11 protein-coding genes and 1 pseudogene are annotated in these 16,107 nt (G+C 72.8%); 5 read left to right on the top strand and 7 right to left on the bottom strand.

All coding sequences use genetic code 11. The annotated features are described in order from the left end of the window. The first annotated feature begins 51 nt into the window (after nucleotides 1-51). Complete coding sequence (locus tag AC5WS8_RS00550) at nucleotides 52-990, top strand: aminoglycoside phosphotransferase family protein (protein WP_496101225.1); 939 nt, start codon at nucleotides 52-54, stop codon at nucleotides 988-990. Nucleotides 991-1,053: 63 nt separating this feature from the next. On the opposite strand, the gene AC5WS8_RS00545 is transcribed toward AC5WS8_RS00550, so the two are convergent. Both AC5WS8_RS00545 and AC5WS8_RS00540 read right to left on the bottom strand, forming a co-directional pair. Next, entirely contained in the window at nucleotides 1,054-3,444 is a 2,391-nt protein-coding gene (locus AC5WS8_RS00545; protein WP_496101224.1) for an ATP-binding cassette domain-containing protein, read from the bottom strand. Between the two features lie 603 nt (nucleotides 3,445-4,047). Further along, a complete protein-coding gene (locus AC5WS8_RS00540) occupies nucleotides 4,048-4,284 on the bottom strand; it encodes a hypothetical protein (protein WP_496101223.1) in 237 nt (78 codons plus the stop codon). Between the two features lie 243 nt (nucleotides 4,285-4,527). Between AC5WS8_RS00540 and AC5WS8_RS00535 the strand changes: the two genes are divergently transcribed. Further along, the gene (locus AC5WS8_RS00535) at nucleotides 4,528-5,355 is read left to right on the top strand and encodes a ZIP family metal transporter (protein WP_496101222.1); all 828 of its coding nucleotides are present in this window, start codon (nucleotides 4,528-4,530) and stop codon (nucleotides 5,353-5,355) included. A 489-nt stretch (nucleotides 5,356-5,844) separates the two neighbouring features. Here AC5WS8_RS00535 and AC5WS8_RS00530 read toward each other — a convergent pair whose 3' ends face one another. Both AC5WS8_RS00530 and AC5WS8_RS00525 read right to left on the bottom strand, forming a co-directional pair. Continuing rightward, nucleotides 5,845-7,443 carry a glycerol-3-phosphate dehydrogenase/oxidase gene (locus AC5WS8_RS00530; RefSeq protein ID WP_496101221.1) on the bottom strand — a complete coding sequence of 533 codons (1,599 nt, stop codon included), beginning with the start codon at nucleotides 7,441-7,443 and terminating at the stop codon, nucleotides 5,845-5,847. Further along, complete coding sequence (locus tag AC5WS8_RS00525) at nucleotides 7,440-8,039, bottom strand: TetR/AcrR family transcriptional regulator (protein ID WP_496101220.1); 600 nt, start codon at nucleotides 8,037-8,039, stop codon at nucleotides 7,440-7,442. Before AC5WS8_RS00525 ends, AC5WS8_RS00530 begins: the two co-directional genes overlap by 4 nt. Nucleotides 8,040-8,153: 114 nt before the next feature. Between AC5WS8_RS00525 and AC5WS8_RS00520 the strand changes: the two genes are divergently transcribed. Together AC5WS8_RS00520 and AC5WS8_RS00515 are read left to right on the top strand one after the other, a co-directional pair. Continuing rightward, nucleotides 8,154-9,749, top strand: coding sequence for an FAD-binding oxidoreductase (locus AC5WS8_RS00520; RefSeq protein ID WP_496101219.1), 1,596 nt, complete (start codon nucleotides 8,154-8,156; stop codon nucleotides 9,747-9,749). Nucleotides 9,750-9,808: 59 nt separating this feature from the next. Further along, the gene (locus AC5WS8_RS00515; RefSeq protein ID WP_496101218.1) at nucleotides 9,809-10,687 is read left to right on the top strand and encodes a diacylglycerol/lipid kinase family protein; all 879 of its coding nucleotides are present in this window, start codon (nucleotides 9,809-9,811) and stop codon (nucleotides 10,685-10,687) included. Nucleotides 10,688-10,725: 38 nt separating this feature from the next. Here AC5WS8_RS00515 and AC5WS8_RS00510 read toward each other — a convergent pair whose 3' ends face one another. Then, nucleotides 10,726-12,978, bottom strand: coding sequence for an FUSC family protein (locus tag AC5WS8_RS00510; protein WP_496101217.1), 2,253 nt, complete (start codon nucleotides 12,976-12,978; stop codon nucleotides 10,726-10,728). A gap of 161 nt (nucleotides 12,979-13,139) precedes the next feature. Then, nucleotides 13,140-13,944, bottom strand: a pseudogene (locus tag AC5WS8_RS00505) (class I SAM-dependent methyltransferase). A gap of 244 nt (nucleotides 13,945-14,188) precedes the next feature. Here AC5WS8_RS00505 and AC5WS8_RS00500 point away from each other — a divergent pair. Continuing rightward, entirely contained in the window at nucleotides 14,189-15,493 is a 1,305-nt protein-coding gene (locus AC5WS8_RS00500; RefSeq protein ID WP_496101216.1) for an MFS transporter, read from the top strand. Nucleotides 15,494-15,775: 282 nt separating this feature from the next. Here AC5WS8_RS00500 and AC5WS8_RS00495 read toward each other — a convergent pair whose 3' ends face one another. Beyond that, complete coding sequence (locus AC5WS8_RS00495; RefSeq protein WP_496101215.1) at nucleotides 15,776-15,940, bottom strand: hypothetical protein; 165 nt, start codon at nucleotides 15,938-15,940, stop codon at nucleotides 15,776-15,778. Nucleotides 15,941-16,107: the final 167 nt, after the last annotated feature.

Here is a 16,107-nt window from a genome sequence, read left to right as displayed (position 1 = left end):
CAGTGACTCGCTGGTGGCCTCCGCGTCGTTGCGGCGCATAGGGTTCCCCGAATGATCGAGGTACCGGAAGCGTTCGCGCGGACCACGGTGGAGCGTGAGGGAGAGGCCGGTGCGGCGTGGATCGCCGAACTCCCAGGGATGGTGGAGGCGTTGCTGCGGCGGTGGGGATGTGGGCTGGACGGTGAGGTCATGCACGGGGGCGTCGGGATCATCGTCCCGGTCCGACGGGAAGACGGCGCCCCGGCGGTGGTGAAGGTGTCGTTTCCTCATCCCGGCAACGTCCATGAGCCGGATGCGTTCGTGGCCTGGGGCGGGCGCGGAGCGGTCCTGCTGCACGAGCGCGACGACGAAGGCTTCGCGATGCTCCTCGAGCGGGCCCACACGTGGACCCTGGCGGAGGTCGAGGACGAGGACGAGGTGGTGACGGTCGCCGGGCGGATCAATCGCCGCCTGGCGGTCCCCGCGCCCCCCGGCCTGCCCCGGCTGCGGGAGCAGGCCGATGTCTGGGAGGAGCAACTGCTCAAGGATGCCGTCGAGTTTGCTCACGCCGTGCCGCGTCATGCCGTGGACGCCGCTGTGGCGACTGTCCGAGACCTGGGTCGTGCCCAGCCGGAGGTCCTCGTTCACGGCGACCTCCACGCCAGGAACATCCTGCGTGGCGACCGTGAACCCTGGCTGGCCGTCGACCCCAAGGGGTATGCGGGAGACCCCGCTTACGACGGCGGCACGCTGCTCAAGTCCCGCGCCCCGCGGCTCCTCGCGGTGGACGACCTGCGTCATGCCGTCCACCGCGTCCTGGACGTCTTCGCCGAGGCGGCGGAAGTCGATCGCACGCGTGTGGAGCGCTGGGCCCAGTTCCACGCCGTGCAGGCCGCGTTCTGGGGCCGACGCCATGGATCTCGGACGGCTCGCAGAGGGCCGCGACGAGACTGGCTCACCGAATTCGTGGACCGTCTCGCAGAGTTGCTGGCAGAGCCCGGCCGTACGTGATGCCTTGCGCCACCTCCCGGAGCGTCGATGACCGGCTCACGACGGCGTCCGCGAGGGTCCCGCTCAGGTGCCGACGTAGGCCGCGAGGTGCTCGCCGGTGAGGGTGCAGCGCGCGGCGACGAGGTCAGCAGGTGTGCCCTCGAAGACGACCCGGCCGCCGTCGTGGCCGGCGCCGGGACCGAGGTCGATGATCCAGTCGGCGTGCGCCATGACCGCCTGGTGATGCTCGACGACGATGACCGACTTGCCGGAGTCGACGAGCCGGTCGAGCAGACCGAGCAGCTGCTCCACATCGGCGAGATGCAGACCGGCGGTCGGCTCGTCGAGGACGTAGACGCCGCCCTTCTCAGCCATGTGGGTGGCCAGCTTGAGCCGTTGCCGCTCGCCGCCGGACAGCGTGGTGAGGGGTTGCCCGAGGGTCAGGTAACCGAGCCCGACCTCGGCGAGCCGACCGAGTATGGCGTGCGCGGCCGGCGTGCGCGCCTCGCCGGCGCCGAAGAACTCCTCGGCCTCGGCCACCGACATCGCCAGCACCTCGCTGATGTCGCGGCCACCGAGGTGATACTCCAGCACCGACGCCTGGAAGCGCCTCCCCTCGCACTCCTCGCAGGTGGTGGCGACGCCGGCCATCATCGCCAGGTCGGTGTAGACGACACCGGCGCCGTTGCAGGTGGGGCAGGCACCCTCTGAGTTGGCGCTGAACAGGGCCGGCTTCACGCCGTTGGCCTTCGCGAAGGCCTTGCGGATCGGGTCGAGGAGGCCGGTGTAGGTTGCGGGGTTGCTCCGCCTGGAGCCGCGGATCACGCTCTGGTCGATCGACACCACACCCGCGCCGGCGGGGATCGACCCGTGGACGAGGGAGCTCTTGCCGGAGCCGGCGACGCCGGTGACGACGGCCAGCACCCCGAGGGGGATGTCGACGTCGACACCCTGCAGGTTGTGCGTACTCGCACCGCGGATCCGCAGAGTGCCGGTGGGCCTGCGCACCGTGTCCTTGAGTGCGGCACGGTCGTCGAAATGGCGGCCGGTGATCGTGCCGCCGGCACGCAGACCCTCGACGGTGCCCTCGAAGCAGACGGAGCCGCCCGCCGTACCGGCGCCGGGGCCGAGGTCGACGACGTGGTCGGCGATCGCGATCACTTCCGGCTTGTGCTCCACGACGAGCACCGTGTTGCCCTTGTCCCGCAGCCGCAGCAACAGGTTGTTCATCCGCTGGATGTCATGGGGGTGCAGGCCCGTGGTGGGTTCGTCGAAGACGTAGGTGACGTCGGTGAGCGAGGACCCGAGGTGGCGGATCATCTTGACGCGCTGCGCCTCGCCACCCGACAGCGTGCCCGACGGCCGGTCGAGCGAGAGATAGCCGAGGCCGATCTCCGCGAACGAGTCGAGGGTGTGCTGCAGCTTGGCGAGCAGCGGGGCCACCGACGGCTCGTCCAGGTCGCGGACCCACCCCGCCAGGTCGCTGATCTGCATCGCACAGGCGTCGGCGATGCTGATCCCCCTGATCTTCGACGACCGGGCCGTCTCGCTCAACCGGGTGCCGCCGCAGTCGGGACAGGCGGTGAACGTGACCGCCCGGTCCACGAACGCCCGGATGTGCGGTTGCATCGCCTCCCTGTCCTTGGCGAGGAACGACTTCCGGACCCGGAGGACCAGCCCCTCGTAGGTCATGTTGATGCCGGCGATCTTCATCCTGGTCGGCTCGTGGTGGAGGAAGTCGTGCAACTCGGTCTCGGAGTAGTCGCGGATCGGCTTGTCCGCGTCGAGGAGGCCCGAGTCCTTGTAGAGCCGCATGTTCCAGCCGCCCGCGTTGTAGCCGGGGATGGTGATCGCGCCCTCGGTGAGCGACTTGGTCTCGTCGTAGAGCTGGGTGAGGTCGATGTCGGTGACTGTGCCCCGGCCTTCGCAGCGCGGGCACATGCCGCCGGTGATGCTGAAGTCGCGCCGCTCCTTCACGGTCTTCCCGCCGCGCTCGAACGTGACCGCACCCGCTCCGCTGATCGAGGCGACGTTGAAGGAGAACGCCTGGGGTGAGCCGATGCGCGGCTGACCGAGCCGGCTGAAGAGGATGCGCAGCATCGCGTTGGCGTCGGTGGCGGTGCCGACCGTGGAGCGCGGGTCGGCACCCAACCGCTGCTGGTCGACGATGATCGCGGTGGTCAGCCCGTCCAGCACGTCGACCTCGGGCCGGGCCTGCGTCGGCATGAAGCCCTGAACGAAGGCGCTGTAGGTCTCGTTGATCAGTCGCTGCGACTCCGCGGCGATCGTGTCGAACACCAGAGAGCTCTTGCCCGAGCCGGAGACGCCCGTGAACACCGTCAGCCGACGCTTGGGGATCTCCACGCTGACGTCCTTGAGATTGTTCTCGCGGGCGCCGTGCACGCGGATCAGATCGTGGCTGTCGGCGACGTGTGGCGCGGACGACTGTGTGTCCGTCCTCGTGGCCATGTTCATGGTGTCTCCATCTGTCGGGCGAGCCGCCTTCGCGGTCTGCGTGGGGTGTCGCCTGGAAGCGTCAGATCGACTGACGAGCGTAACCTCTGGTTTTTCTTTGTCGGCGCGTTCGCGGCAACGGTCCGCCGCCTGCCTGGTCCGGCGCCCGTCCGGCGCCCGTCCGGCCCCGTCCGGCCCCGTCCGGCGCCTGTCCGGCGGACGCCGAGCGGGGCTCGAGGTCGAGGGGGCCGTCCCAGAACGGTCACCCTAGGTGCCCCGCGGCGACCGGCGCTTCTCGAATCCTGATCGAAGACTTCCCGCAGCGGCTGTCCGTGGGATCCGCACGGTCACTCCGGGGCGCGGGCGGCCGTGCAGGGAAGCTTGAGCCCCCCGGCCCGCGAGGCTGACCGCGGACAGGACGAGCCTGTCGGGGCCGACGCTGTCGACGTCGCCGTGCTCGCCGTGGTGCCGCAGGAAGGTGTGGCGTACTCGGCGTTCACCGCCAGGTTCAGCGTCATGTGGACCAGCGCGGTGCGAAACGCCCGGGTACCGGCTGAAATCGCGAACAGGTCGGGGAACCCGACCATGGCCGCCGACAGGGCACCGACCCCCACCGCGATCAGATCAGAGCGAGCCCTGGGTCAGGAATCCCGGACGATCGACGACGTGAGAGGCGATGCCGAACGCCGGGCCGGCCACGGTCGCCATAGCGGGTGGTCGGCCGGGGAAGCCCTGGCTGGCGGCGTGTTCCGGAGCGTTGGCGGCCAGGGGTCGGAAGGCGCAGCCGTGCGGCCGCAGCAGCGTGGGTGCGGCGCCGCCATCGGCGGCGAGGGTCGTCGGCGAAGTGTGACCCGGTCCCACGGGGCCATAATATCGCCAATCCGATTGGGTGGAACCTTCGTGCTTCCGATTCCCTGGATGCGGCCGCGTCCGTTCGCGCCGGCCTCTGTCGGAGGGTGCGAGCAGGCCCGGCGCACCCGCGTGTGCGGCACCCCTGGGTAACGACCTGGCCAAGCTTCTCGGAAAGAGGGCTCGGCGAGTTGTTAGGTAAGGCTTCCCTGGCTTAGGTTCGGCGGGTCCCCGCACGTCAGACCGGAGCTTCCCATGTCCAGCGCGAACACCGCCCTGCTCGGCGCGATCGCAGGCTTCACCATCTACCTCGGCCTCCCGATCGGCCGCCTACGAAGGCCCACGCCCCGTCTCAAGGCGGGTCTGAACGCCGTCGCCATCGGCATCCTGACCTTCCTCGTATGGGATGTGCTCACCCACGCCTGGGAGCCGGTCGACGAGGCGCTGGGCCGGCACGCGTGGGGAACGGTCGCTTCCGGGGGCGGCACCCTGGCCGCGGGCCTGACGATCGGACTCGCCGGGCTCGTGCACTACGACGCCTGGATGACCCGCCGCCGGACCGCCGCCGCGCGGCCCGCGGGACCCGGTGCGGCCGCCACCGCCGAACTGGCGCCCAAGACCCGCAGCCAGGCCGGCTCCCTGGCGTTGATGATCGCCACCGGTATCGGCCTGCACAACTTCGCCGAGGGCCTGGCCATCGGCAACTCCGCCGCCAAGGGGGAACTCTCCCTCGCCCTGCTGCTGATCATCGGGTTCGGCCTGCACAACGCGACCGAGGGCTTCGGTATCGTCGCCCCCCTGGCGGCCGAGGGTGAACGCCCCTCCTGGCTCACCCTGCTGTGGCTCGGCCTGATCGGCGGCGGCCCCACCTTCCTGGGCACGCTCGTCGGCCAGCACCTGGTCGACGACACCCTGTCGATCGCCTTCCTCGGCCTCGCCGCCGGATCGATCCTCTACGTGGTCATCGAACTGCTGGCCGTCGCCCGCAGGGCCGGGCTGAAGACCCTGACCACCTGGTGCATCCTGCTGGGTCTTGTCCTCGGCTTCGCCACGGACGCGGTCGTCACGGCCGCCGGCGCCTGAGTCCGGGGGCGTCGCCTGCCGCCGCCGCTCCGCCGAACAGGTCCGCGACGCCGGTGCGCGCTGATCGGCCCCCTCCGGCGCGATGCGGCGATGGCGGGAACGTCGGACAACGTGTCGGGTGACCGATCGCTTGGACGGTGCGACGGGTTCTTCCACGGTTGGCTCGATCGCCGGCCCCGTCGCAGTGGCGGCCGGCTGGGCCCCCGGGCGCAGTCATGCGACCTCCGAGGACCCGCCCCTCACTGACGCGGACGCGCTTCTCGCACACCTCAGGAGCCTTCGCGATCCCCGGCCCGCCCCGGTCGCCGTTCTGGCGACCGCGGTGTTGGAGGCCGACGACGGCCGACTGCCCGCCGCCAGGACCGCGAGGCCCGGCGGCGTCGCGCCGGAGGCGCTGGCCAAGCTCCGGGCGCAGACACCGCGGCTGCGGTCGCCGACCCCCGCCGCGCTCACTCGCCTCGGCCCGGCCGGCCGCACCCCGACGGCTTGTCAGTCGCCCACGCCGCACCTGCCCAGTACCGCTTCTGCGGCCTCCAGTGCGAGGGCCCGGTCATCGGGCACCAACCCGATGCGGGTGCGGCGGTCGAGGAGGTCGGCCGCGTCGAGAGCTCCTTCGTGCCGTACGGCCCACAGTAGTTCCGCACGGGTCACCGGGTGCCCTTCCAGGACGGGCCCGGCGAGCCATGGGTCGGCCGTGGCCAGCGCGTGCACCGCCGGCGCCTCGGTGCCGTAGCGCCTGATCAGGCGTCGCGGCGCGCCGAGGGCTCCGAGTACCCGGGCCGGGGCCGCGCCGACCAGGGGGAGGGTGCTGGTGGGGGAGGGGCCCGCGGACAGCCCGTGGGTGGCGACAGCTGCGTCGACCGCGTCCTCGGCCATGCGGCGATAGGTGGTCAGCTTGCCGCCGACCACGGTGACGACACCCTCCCTCGAGGTGAGCACGGCGTGCCGGCGGGAGATGTCCGCGGTGCTCGATGCCGCGCCGGGGCCCCCGCCCGGGGCGCTGTCCAGCAGCGGCCGCAGCCCCGCGAACGCGCCCACCACGTCGGTGCGGTGGACGGGGATGTCCAGCGCGGAGCCGAGGACGTCGAGCAGGAACCCGATGTCGGTCTCCGGCACGTCGGGGACGTCGGGGACGTCACCTTCCACAGGCTCGTCGGTGAGACCGACGTAGACCCGGCCGTCGCCCTGAGGCAGGACGAGGACGAAGCGATTGGTCTCACCGGGGATCGGGATGTGCAGGCCGGTCGGCAGAAAGCCGAGGTGGCGGGCGCGCAGGACGAGGTGGGTGCCGCGCGAGGGCCGTATGCGGACCCCGTCGACCAGGCCGCCGGACCAGACGCCGGTCGCGTTGATCACCGCGCGGGCGCGGATCTCGCCCTCCTCGCCGGTGAGTTCGTCGCGTATCCGGGCACCGGACGCCGTGAGTTCCAGCGCGCGCACCCGGGTGAGGACGCGCGCGCCGCGCGCCGCCGCCGTACGCGCGATCGCGGTGACCAGGCGGGCGTCGTCGGTCACCCGGCCGTCCCAGGACAGCAGTCCGCCGCGGAGTCCCGAACCGCGCAGCGCGGGAGCCAGGTGACGGGTTTCCACAGCGGAGAGCCTGCGCGGGGCAGGCAGCGTCGTCCGCGCCGTGCGTGCCGCCAGGCGCAGCGTGTCGCCGGCGCGGAAACCGGCCCAGGCCAGCGCGGCCTGGCCCCGTGAGACGAGCGGGGTGAGGGGCAGCACGAACGGCTGGGCCCGCACCAGGTGCGGAGCGGTGCGCTCCATCAGGACCCCGCGTTCGAGGGCGCTCTCGTGAGCGACGTCGAGCTGGGCGGAGGCGAGATAGCGCAGTCCGCCGTGGATGAGCTTGGAGCTCCAGCGGGAGGTGCCGAAGGCCAGGTCGTGGGCGTCGACGGCGGCCACCGTCAGCCCGCGGGCGGCGGCGTCCAGGGCGGCCCCGGCACCGGTCGCGCCGAGCCCCACCACCAGGACGTCCACGGGCGCGCCGCCGACGGTCCGCTCCAGTTCGCGCAGGCGGCGGCCCGCGGTCAGGGACGAACCGGGAGCCGGTCGTCCCGAGGACGCCGGACTGCTGCTGGAGCTCATGGTGTGAGGGTCCTCTCGAGGATGGTCCGCAGTTCTGCGTAGAAGGCTTCCGCGCTCAGCTCGGCGTCGCCCTCCTCGGTCATGGTGCGCAGCGACAAGGTGAAGGACTGGGCGACCAACAGCAGGGACCTGGCCTGCCGTTCGGGGTGGCCGGGGCGTACCGACCCGTCCGCGTGCCCCTCGCGGAGGGCGTCGGCGAGCAGGCCCAGGAGGGCTTCCTGGCTGGCTCCGCGCCGGTCCAGCACGTACGGGATGAGCAGTTCGGGATCGACGTCGACGATCTTGCGGAAGAGCGGATGGCTCCGGAAGGCGTCCACACCGCCCACCAGCCCGTCCACGATCCGCGTGCGCGCGGTCGTCCCCGGCTTCCGTTCCGGCATCGCGCCGGTGGCCGCCTGGATCCACTCACGGGTCATCAGGTCGCCGACCAGCGACCGGACATCGGGCCAGCGGCGGTACAGCGTCATCCGGGAGACGCCCGCACGGCGGGCCACATCGGTCAGGGTGGTGCGCCGGACACCGACGGCCAGGACGCAGTCGCGGACCGCGTCGAGCACCGGATCACCGTCCGAGGCGTTGTGACGAATAGGCGTCATGTGTCACAGTGTAACGCCCTCGGTCGTCCGAGGGACGGCACTCTTCCGCGACCGCACCGCCGCGACGACCGACTCGCGACGGCACCGTCGCGCCGACCGGTGAGGACAAGCGCCATGGACATGCTCTGGAGCGGCTGGGGTGACCCGGCCAGGGCGACGCCGCTGCCCGACTCGGTGATCGGACTGCTGCGCGACCTGCTCGGGGTGAAACCGCGCAGCGCCGAGCCGGTCGCCCTGGGGGAGATCGCCGTACCCGAGCCGCTTCTCGACCCGGCTGCGCGCCGAGCCCTGCTCACAGCCGTCGGCGGTGAAGAACATCTGCGCACCGACGCCGAGTCCCGTGTCCGGCACACCCGCGGCAAGTCCACCCCGGATCTGCTGCGCATCCGCGAGGGCGACCTGAGCGATGTCCCCGCGGCCGTGGTCCTCCCGGCGAGCCACGACGAAGTCCTCGCGGTACTGGCGGTGTGCGCCACCCACGACCTGGCCCTGGTCCCCTTCGGCGGCGGCACCTCCGTGGTCGGGGGACTGGCCCCCGAGCGGCGGCGCTCCTTCGTGGCGCTGGACCTGCGCCGCATGGACGCCCTGCTCGACCTCGATCCGGTCTCCCGCACGGCCACCCTCCAACCCGGTCTGCGCGCCCCGCACGCCGAGGCACTCCTGGCCGACCACGGCTTCACGCTCGGCCACTTCCCGCAGTCCTACGAGTGGGCGACGATCGGCGGCTTCGCCGCGGCCCGCTCCAGCGGTCAGGCCTCCGCCGGGTACGGCCGCTTCGACGACATGGTCCTCGGCCTCATCCTCGCCACGCCGTCCGGCACTCTCGAGGTGGGCCGTGCGCCGCGCTCGGCGGCCGGGCCCGATCTACGTCAGCTGGTCCTCGGCTCCGAGGGGGCGTTCGGCGTCATCACCTCGGTGACCGTCCGGATCCGCCCCGTTCCCCGCACCCGCGTCTACGAAGGATGGCGCTTCGACTCCTTCGAGGCGGGCGCCGCCGCCCTGCGCCGCCTCGCCCAGGACGGGCCGCGGCCGACCGTGCTGCGCCTGTCGGACGAGACCGAGACACTCATCGGCCTCGCCCGGCCCGACGCCATCGGCTCCTCGGGCCTGCCGCAGAACGCCGGATGCCTGGCCATCACCGGTTACGAGGGCACCGAGGAGGACGCCGGGCACCGCCGGGAAGGGGCCGCGGCCGTACTGCGTGCCGCGGGCGGCACCTGCCTGGGCCGGGAACCGGGTGAGCACTGGGCCCACGGCCGCTACTCGGCCCCCTATCTGCGGGACGCGCTCCTGGACGCCGGAGCGTTCGCCGAGACACTCGAGACCGCCGCGTTCTGGTCCCGCCTGCCCGGACTGTACACAGCCGTCCGCGACGCGCTCACCGGTACGCTCACCGAGTCCGGCACCCCGCCCCTGGTGATGTGCCACATCTCCCACGTCTACGAGAACGGCGCTTCCCTGTACTTCACCGTCGTCTCCGCGCAGGGCGACGACCCCGTGGCACACTGGGCGGCCGCCAAACGCGCCGCCAACGAGGCGATCCTGACGGCCGGCGGCACCATCAGCCACCACCACGGCGTGGGCACGGACCACCGCGACTGGTACGTCCGGGAGGCCGGTCCGCTCGGCATCGGCGCCCTGCAGGCCGTCAAACGACGGCTGGACCCCACCGGTCTGCTCAATCCCGGTGTCCTCCTGCCCGCCGACTGAGCCCCCCGACCTTCCCCCGACCCCGTTCACGAGCCGTCAGGCGCCCTGGAGGCACACCGATGCGACAGTTCACCGCCGTCGTCAACCCCACCGCCGGCGGATCCGGCGGGGTCGCCGCGCTGCTCCAGGTTGCCCGGCTGCTGAGGGAGGCCGGGGCTGAGCTGGAGACCGGGTACAGCCGCAGCCTGGACCACGCCCGGGAACTCGCCCGTGACGCCGGCCGGCGGCAGCGGGTCGTCCTGGCGGTCGGCGGCGACGGCATCAGCGGCGCCATCGGCGGCGCCCTCAGCGGCACCGGCACGCTCTTCGGCCTGGTCCCGGCGGGCCGGGGCAACGACTTCGCCCGAGCGCTCGGCCTGCCCACCGATCCCGAGGCACTGGCCCGGGTGCTGCTGCGCGGCGATCCGCGCTCCGTGGACACCATCGAGGTGCGGTCCGCCCACGGCCGCGACGTCGTCCTCGGCAGCGTCTACGCGGGCGTCGACGCCCTCGCCAACCGCCACGCCAACCGCTCGGCACTGTTCAAGGGCGCCGCCTCCTACTACGCGGGCGGACTGCGAGCCGTCGCCACCTGGCGCCCGGCCACCTACCGGGTCACCGTCGACGGCGAGCAACTCGAGCACCGCGGCTACACCGTCGTCGCCGCCAACTCCGCCTACTACGGCTCCGGCCGCATCATCGCCCCAGGCGCCCGCCTCGACGACGGACTGCTGGAGGTGGTGATGATCCGCGAGGCACCGCGCCGCCTCTTCTTCGCCTTGATGCGGGAGCTCGGATCCGGGACTCACGTCCACCGGCCGCAAGTGCGGATCGTCCGCGGAAGAGAGGTCCGCATCGAGGCCGACCGCGAGGTGCCGTGCGGCGCCGACGGGGAGGTCGACGCCGTCCTTCCCGTGACGGCCAGGGTGCTGCCCGGGGCCCTGGCCGTGCTCTGCTAGGGGCCCCGGGGCCGGCCCCGGGGTCGGCTCGCCATCCGTCACGGCTTGCGCGAGGCCACCGGAACACCGAGGGGGCGGGCCAGGCCGACCACCGCCTCGTCCAGGCGCTGCAGATGCCGCAGTACCCGGTCGGTGATCCGGCCGTACCGCGGTGTGCCGGCCACGTCGGGCTCCAGCAGGGAGGCGATGCTCGACCCCGTCTCGACCTCGTCGGTGGCCTGTTCGTCCGCCACGTGAGCGCTGATCGCCGCGATGTTGCCCGCGATACGGTCACCCGCCCGGCGCAGCCGCGGATCCGCCGCGATCGAGCGATGTGTGACCAGGAGCTCGGCGGTCGCCGCCAGTGAGCGCGCGTGGTAGGCGCAGGTCTCCAGGAGCGCGACGACGTACTGGGCCGTGTTGCGCCGCGCCCGCAGCGGCGTGATCGGGTGGGTCAGCGGCTGCGTGGCCGCCCGCAGGTCGCCGAGGGCCTCGTCCAGGTCGCGCGCCTTGTCGAGGAGATCGCCCGCGGGCCTGCCGCTGAGCTGGTCGACGGCGGCGTCGGTGACGTCGGCGAGCCGACCCAGCACGGTGACGAGCAGTTCGTTCGTCCGGCTGTGCGTGCGCACCGGAAGCACCAGGGCCGCCGCGACGACCCCGCAGACCGCGCCGAGCGCCGTCTCCTCCACGCGCAGCACCAGCACCGACAGGCTGTAGGTGTGCAGCAGCGTGTAGAGCAGACCCAGCGCCGCGGTCACGAAGAACGACATCAGCGTGTAGGACAGCGGGGCCGTGTAGAACATCGCGAAGACGAACAGCAGCACCAGTCCCAGCGCCGTCCACGCGTGATGCCCGACCAGCCCCGCCAGGACGATGCCGGCCACGACGCCGAGGACGGTGCCCACCAGCCGGCGGTAGCCCTTGACCAGGATCTCGCCCGTCGACGAGGTGTTGATGAAGACGATCCAGCAGGTCAGCACCGCCCAGTACCAGCGCTGGCTGGAGAGGAGCTCACCGCCGACGATGGCCAGCGCCGAGCCCACGGAGACCTGTGCGGCGGCACGCGTCGTGGGCCGCCGCAGCCCCCTGGGCTCCCGCTCTGTCGCGCGCTCATCCTCCTGGGCCCCCTCGATGGCGGCGTTCTCGGCGTCCAGCTCCTCCCTCGAGCGCGTGGTGGCGGGGGTGTCGTCGGACTCGTCCTGCGGTTCGTCCAGCGCGACCCGGAGCCCCAGTACCGCCCGCGCGGCCTCGCCGATGCCCCGGAAGACGTCCTGTACGGCACTCGACGCCGGCGGCAGGTGCTCCTCGTCCCGGTAGCCGAGCAGCCGGTTGCGCAGCAGGGCCACCCCCGTCCCGCCACGCTGCCCGACGGGCCGCAGGACGAGCAGGCGCAGCGCCTGCAGGTCGCGGCGGAGCGCGTCGATCGCCTCGTCCCGCACCGGCAGGTGGCCGCCCGGCGGCACATGCGCGCCGGGCAGGTGCAGGGTGAGGGTGTCCGCCCGCTCGGCACTGCGGGCGTTGAGCAGCAGCAGCCCGAGCCGCTCGGCGGCGATCTCGGCGTCCGCGATCCGGCGCTGCAGCAGCTGCGCCACGGCATCGTCGGTGGTCCCGTCGTCCAGCCGGCCCTGGATCATCATCGCCGTCTCGTGCAGCCGCGCGGAGCCCTCACGTACCTCCTCGAGCGCCTTGTCGACGTCGTCGGGACCCGCGTCCAGCAGCTCCAGGTGCGCCGCCACCAGCTGCGCGAGGCGCACGCGGAAGGCCTCGCGCAGTCGGTGCAGGATGCCCGCGGGAGTCTCGTACACGACCACGAACCGCACGAACGCGCTGCAGGCGAACGCGAGCCCGATGACGCCGTACAGGCCCGGCAGCGCCGGGACCGTGGCGCCGACGAACAACGACAGGAAGTAGACCTGGAAGCCGACCAGCCCCAGCGCGGTGCCCCGTTCACCGAACCGGCGGCCGTAGACCGCACAGAAGATCAGGGCGACGAAGAACGCGTCCCCCGCCACCACACGTGCATTCAGCAGCGCCCCCAGCGACACGGACACCAGTGCCACCGCCAGACCCAGGGCGAGGGTGACCGCCTGCCGGGCACGCTGCTTCTCCCGGACGGCGAAGGTCGCCGCCATGGTCGCGATCGCGCCGGCCACCAGATGCGGCACGGGAGCGCGCAGCACCGCGAGCACGGCCAGGGTCAGGGCGATGGCGCCCGCCGCGCGCGAGCCGGCGGCGAGTCTGAGCAACCCCGGATCGGACGCGGTGATGCGATCCCGCAGCCGTGCCGCGACCGGCCGTCCCGCTGCCTTCACGCCGCCGCACTCTCCCCGCTCCACCTGTGATCCGCTTCCCCAGCATGGCATGCCGCCCGCCGCCACAGGTGCCTGACGCGGTCCGGCCGCGCGGCCCGTCCCGGCACATGACGCCGCATTCGACGATCGCGCGCCGCCCGGGCACGGATGCCGGACCGCCGTCACGTGTCCGAGTCGGCCCACCGGGGCCGGTGAGCGGTGGCCGGCACGGAGACAGCGGCCTCCTCGGGCATGAGGCTCTCGTCCCTGAGGTCCGCACGGCTCAGACGGCGTGTGCTCGGCGTCATCGCGCCCAGTTCCAGGGCGTGCTCCCCCGTCAGGGCCGCGCGGTACTCCGTCCGTTCGGTGACGGCGGCCTCGAAGAAAAGGTCCAGCGCGCGGTGCAGGCGCTGTTCCTCGGCCGGGTCGATGGCGATCACCGCCGTTACCCGGCCGCGCATTTCGGCCAGGCGACGACCCGTGGGACGAACCATGATCAACCGGCCGGCCGGGCGGAGCACCCGGTGGAACTCGCCCGGGTCACGCGGGGCGAACACGTTCAACACGACATCGGCCACCGGGTCGGCCGGGGGAAAAGGGAAGGAAGGCGTCCCGGGCCGCCGCGGCGGCCCGTTCATGGGTGGGAGCCGCCGAGCGCAGCGCGTCCACCGACGTGCCCAGCCCCAGGCCACGGGCGCCGGGCAACTGGTCGAGCACACCGGCCGGGTGGTGGCCCGTGCCGCACCCGAGGTCCAGCACAGTGGCCTGCTCGGGCACGGAGTCGGCCGCCAGGACGGCCACGACCTCGCGGACGGGCGCGTAGGTTCCCGTGGACGGGAACCGCTCCCGGGCCGGGACCATGGCCGCGTCGTCGCCGCTGGTGGCGCGAGTGCCCGTCAGCCCAGCCGCATAGCCGTGGCGGGCGACGTGCCCCGCCGGGCAGCGCGGTGCGCTCCGGCCGGGGCACAGGCGGCCCCGGGTCCTCACCGGTTTCCCGCCGGCCGGTGGCGCGCTGGGCGACCGGCCGGGCAGCCGGCGCGGCCGGCCCGCACAGCCGCGCCAGGCTCTCCGGACGGTTCGCGCCTCGGCGCGCAATTCCCTGCGCCGCACGCGGCGCGCAGCCTACGATCCTCTGTCATGACCTGGCGACATTGATCCCGCAGCCGTTCCTCCCGAGGGCCACCTCGGACGCCGTCCCCCGGCGTCCGAACTGTCCCTACGGGAAGGTCTCATGACACTCTCATCCGCGCGTGGGCCCGCCGCCCGGATCCGGCGGCTGACCACGACGCTGTACTGCTACGCGTTCCTCGACGACTTCGTCCTGCTCTACCCGCTGTACGCGCTGCTGTTCAGCGACACCGGTCTGTCGCTGTGGCAGACATCCTCCCTCTTCGCCCTCTGGTCGGTCACCGGCGTACTCCTGGAAGTGCCTTCCGGCGCCTGGGCCGACACCTTCTCCCGTCGGCTGCTGCTGGGGCTCGGCCCGCTGCTCACCGCCGTCGGCTTCGCCCTGTGGGTGCTCGTCCCGTCGTACGGGGCCTTCGCCCTCGGCTTCGTCCTGTGGGGCGTCGGCGGAGCGCTCCGCTCCGGGGCGTTGGAGGGGCTCGTCCACGAAGAGCTGGGCCGACTCGGCGCGGCCGAGCGGTACGCACATGTCATGGGCCGGGTCCGCGCAGCCGGTCTGCTGGCCGTGATGGCGGCGATGGCTCTCGCCGGCCCGGTGTTCGCCCTGGGTGGCTATCCGGCCGTCGGCGCGGCGAGCGTACTGGCCTGCCTGCTGGCGACGGCGACAGCGATGCGACTACCGGAACACCGGACTCCGGCCGCCCGAAGCGACGGGTGGGTCACGACGCTCCGGGCCGGACTCGCCGAGGCCCGCGCCGACCGGTCCGCGCGCGGAGCCCTGCTGCTCGTCCCGGCGGTGGCCGCGGTGTGGGAAGCGCTCGACGAGTACACCCCGCTGCTGGTACGGGACACCGGCGTACCGGACGAAGCGGGCCCGTATCTGCTCCTGCTGATCTGGGCCGGGGCCACGGCCGGCGTCCTGACGGCCGGGAGGTGCGCGCGCCTGGGCCGGGGCGGACTCTCCGTTCTCCTCGCGGGCGCCGCGCTGGCCCTGGCGGCCGGCGCCGTGCTGCGGGCGCCGGCCGGCCTCGTCCTCGTGGCCCTGGCCTTCGGCGGCTTCCAACTGGCCACGGTGCTGGCCGATGCCCGGCTCCAGGCGCGCATCGACGACGGACACCGGGCCACTCTGACCTCGGTGGCCGGCCTCGGCACGGACGTGGCCACGGTGGCGGTGTACGCCGCCTACGCGGCGGTCAGTTCGGCGACCACGCATGCCATCGCCTTCTCATGGGCCGCGCTGCCGTACCTGGTGACGGCCCTGCTGGTGGCGGCCGGCGGCCGCATCGGCGGAGCCGACCCCCTCCCCGGGGGCGGCCCGCACGAGATCGGCGGCGGTGCTCCTCGCTGCGGCGGAGTCGGTGGTGATCGATGCGGTCGGCGCACCGGATCACATGAGGAGCGCCGACCATGAAGTCCCGGGCCGAAGCGGACGAGCGCCCGTGGTACGCCCTGACCCACGCCCACGGCTCGGCCGAGGGCGTGGGTCAGCTGATCGGGGCGCTCCACGGGGGCGGCGGGGAGACGGCCGACGAGGCGGTCCACGAGTTCCACGGCAATGTCCACCACCAGGGCCCGGGTCCGCCCGGCTTCCGCACCCGCCGTCCCCACGGTCCCACGGGCCCGCCGTCCCCGGGGGCGCCCCCTCTGCGAGCACACACCGCGGCGGTGGCCCGGCTCGGCGTGCTGGGGGCCCCTAGTCGTCCTCGCCTTCGCTTCGGGTCGGCTGGCAGACGGGGCACAGTTCGTGGCGTCCCTGCCTGATCACCGTTCCCCAGCCGCTGCAGTCCTCGCAGCCGAAGGCGGAGGCGGCGTCAGCCCGGGGGTTGGGGGCGGGAGCGGTGTTCGCTCCATGGGTCATGCGTCTTCTCCTGGCGTCGGGCTGTCCCGGTGGTGCGCCTGGTCGCTGCGCAATGCCCACTTTATACCGTTTCGCGCCCGAGTGTGTCCGATTTCCCATTTTTTCTGACTGTTTATGTTGCGCGGTGGGACTCATCGGCACACGGTGACCTCAGTGGTGCGCGGAGT

Source organism: Streptomyces sp. PTL18 (assembly GCF_059510295.1).
Note: the sequence above shows the minus strand (reverse complement) of the source record. Positions and strands in the feature narration are given on the sequence as shown.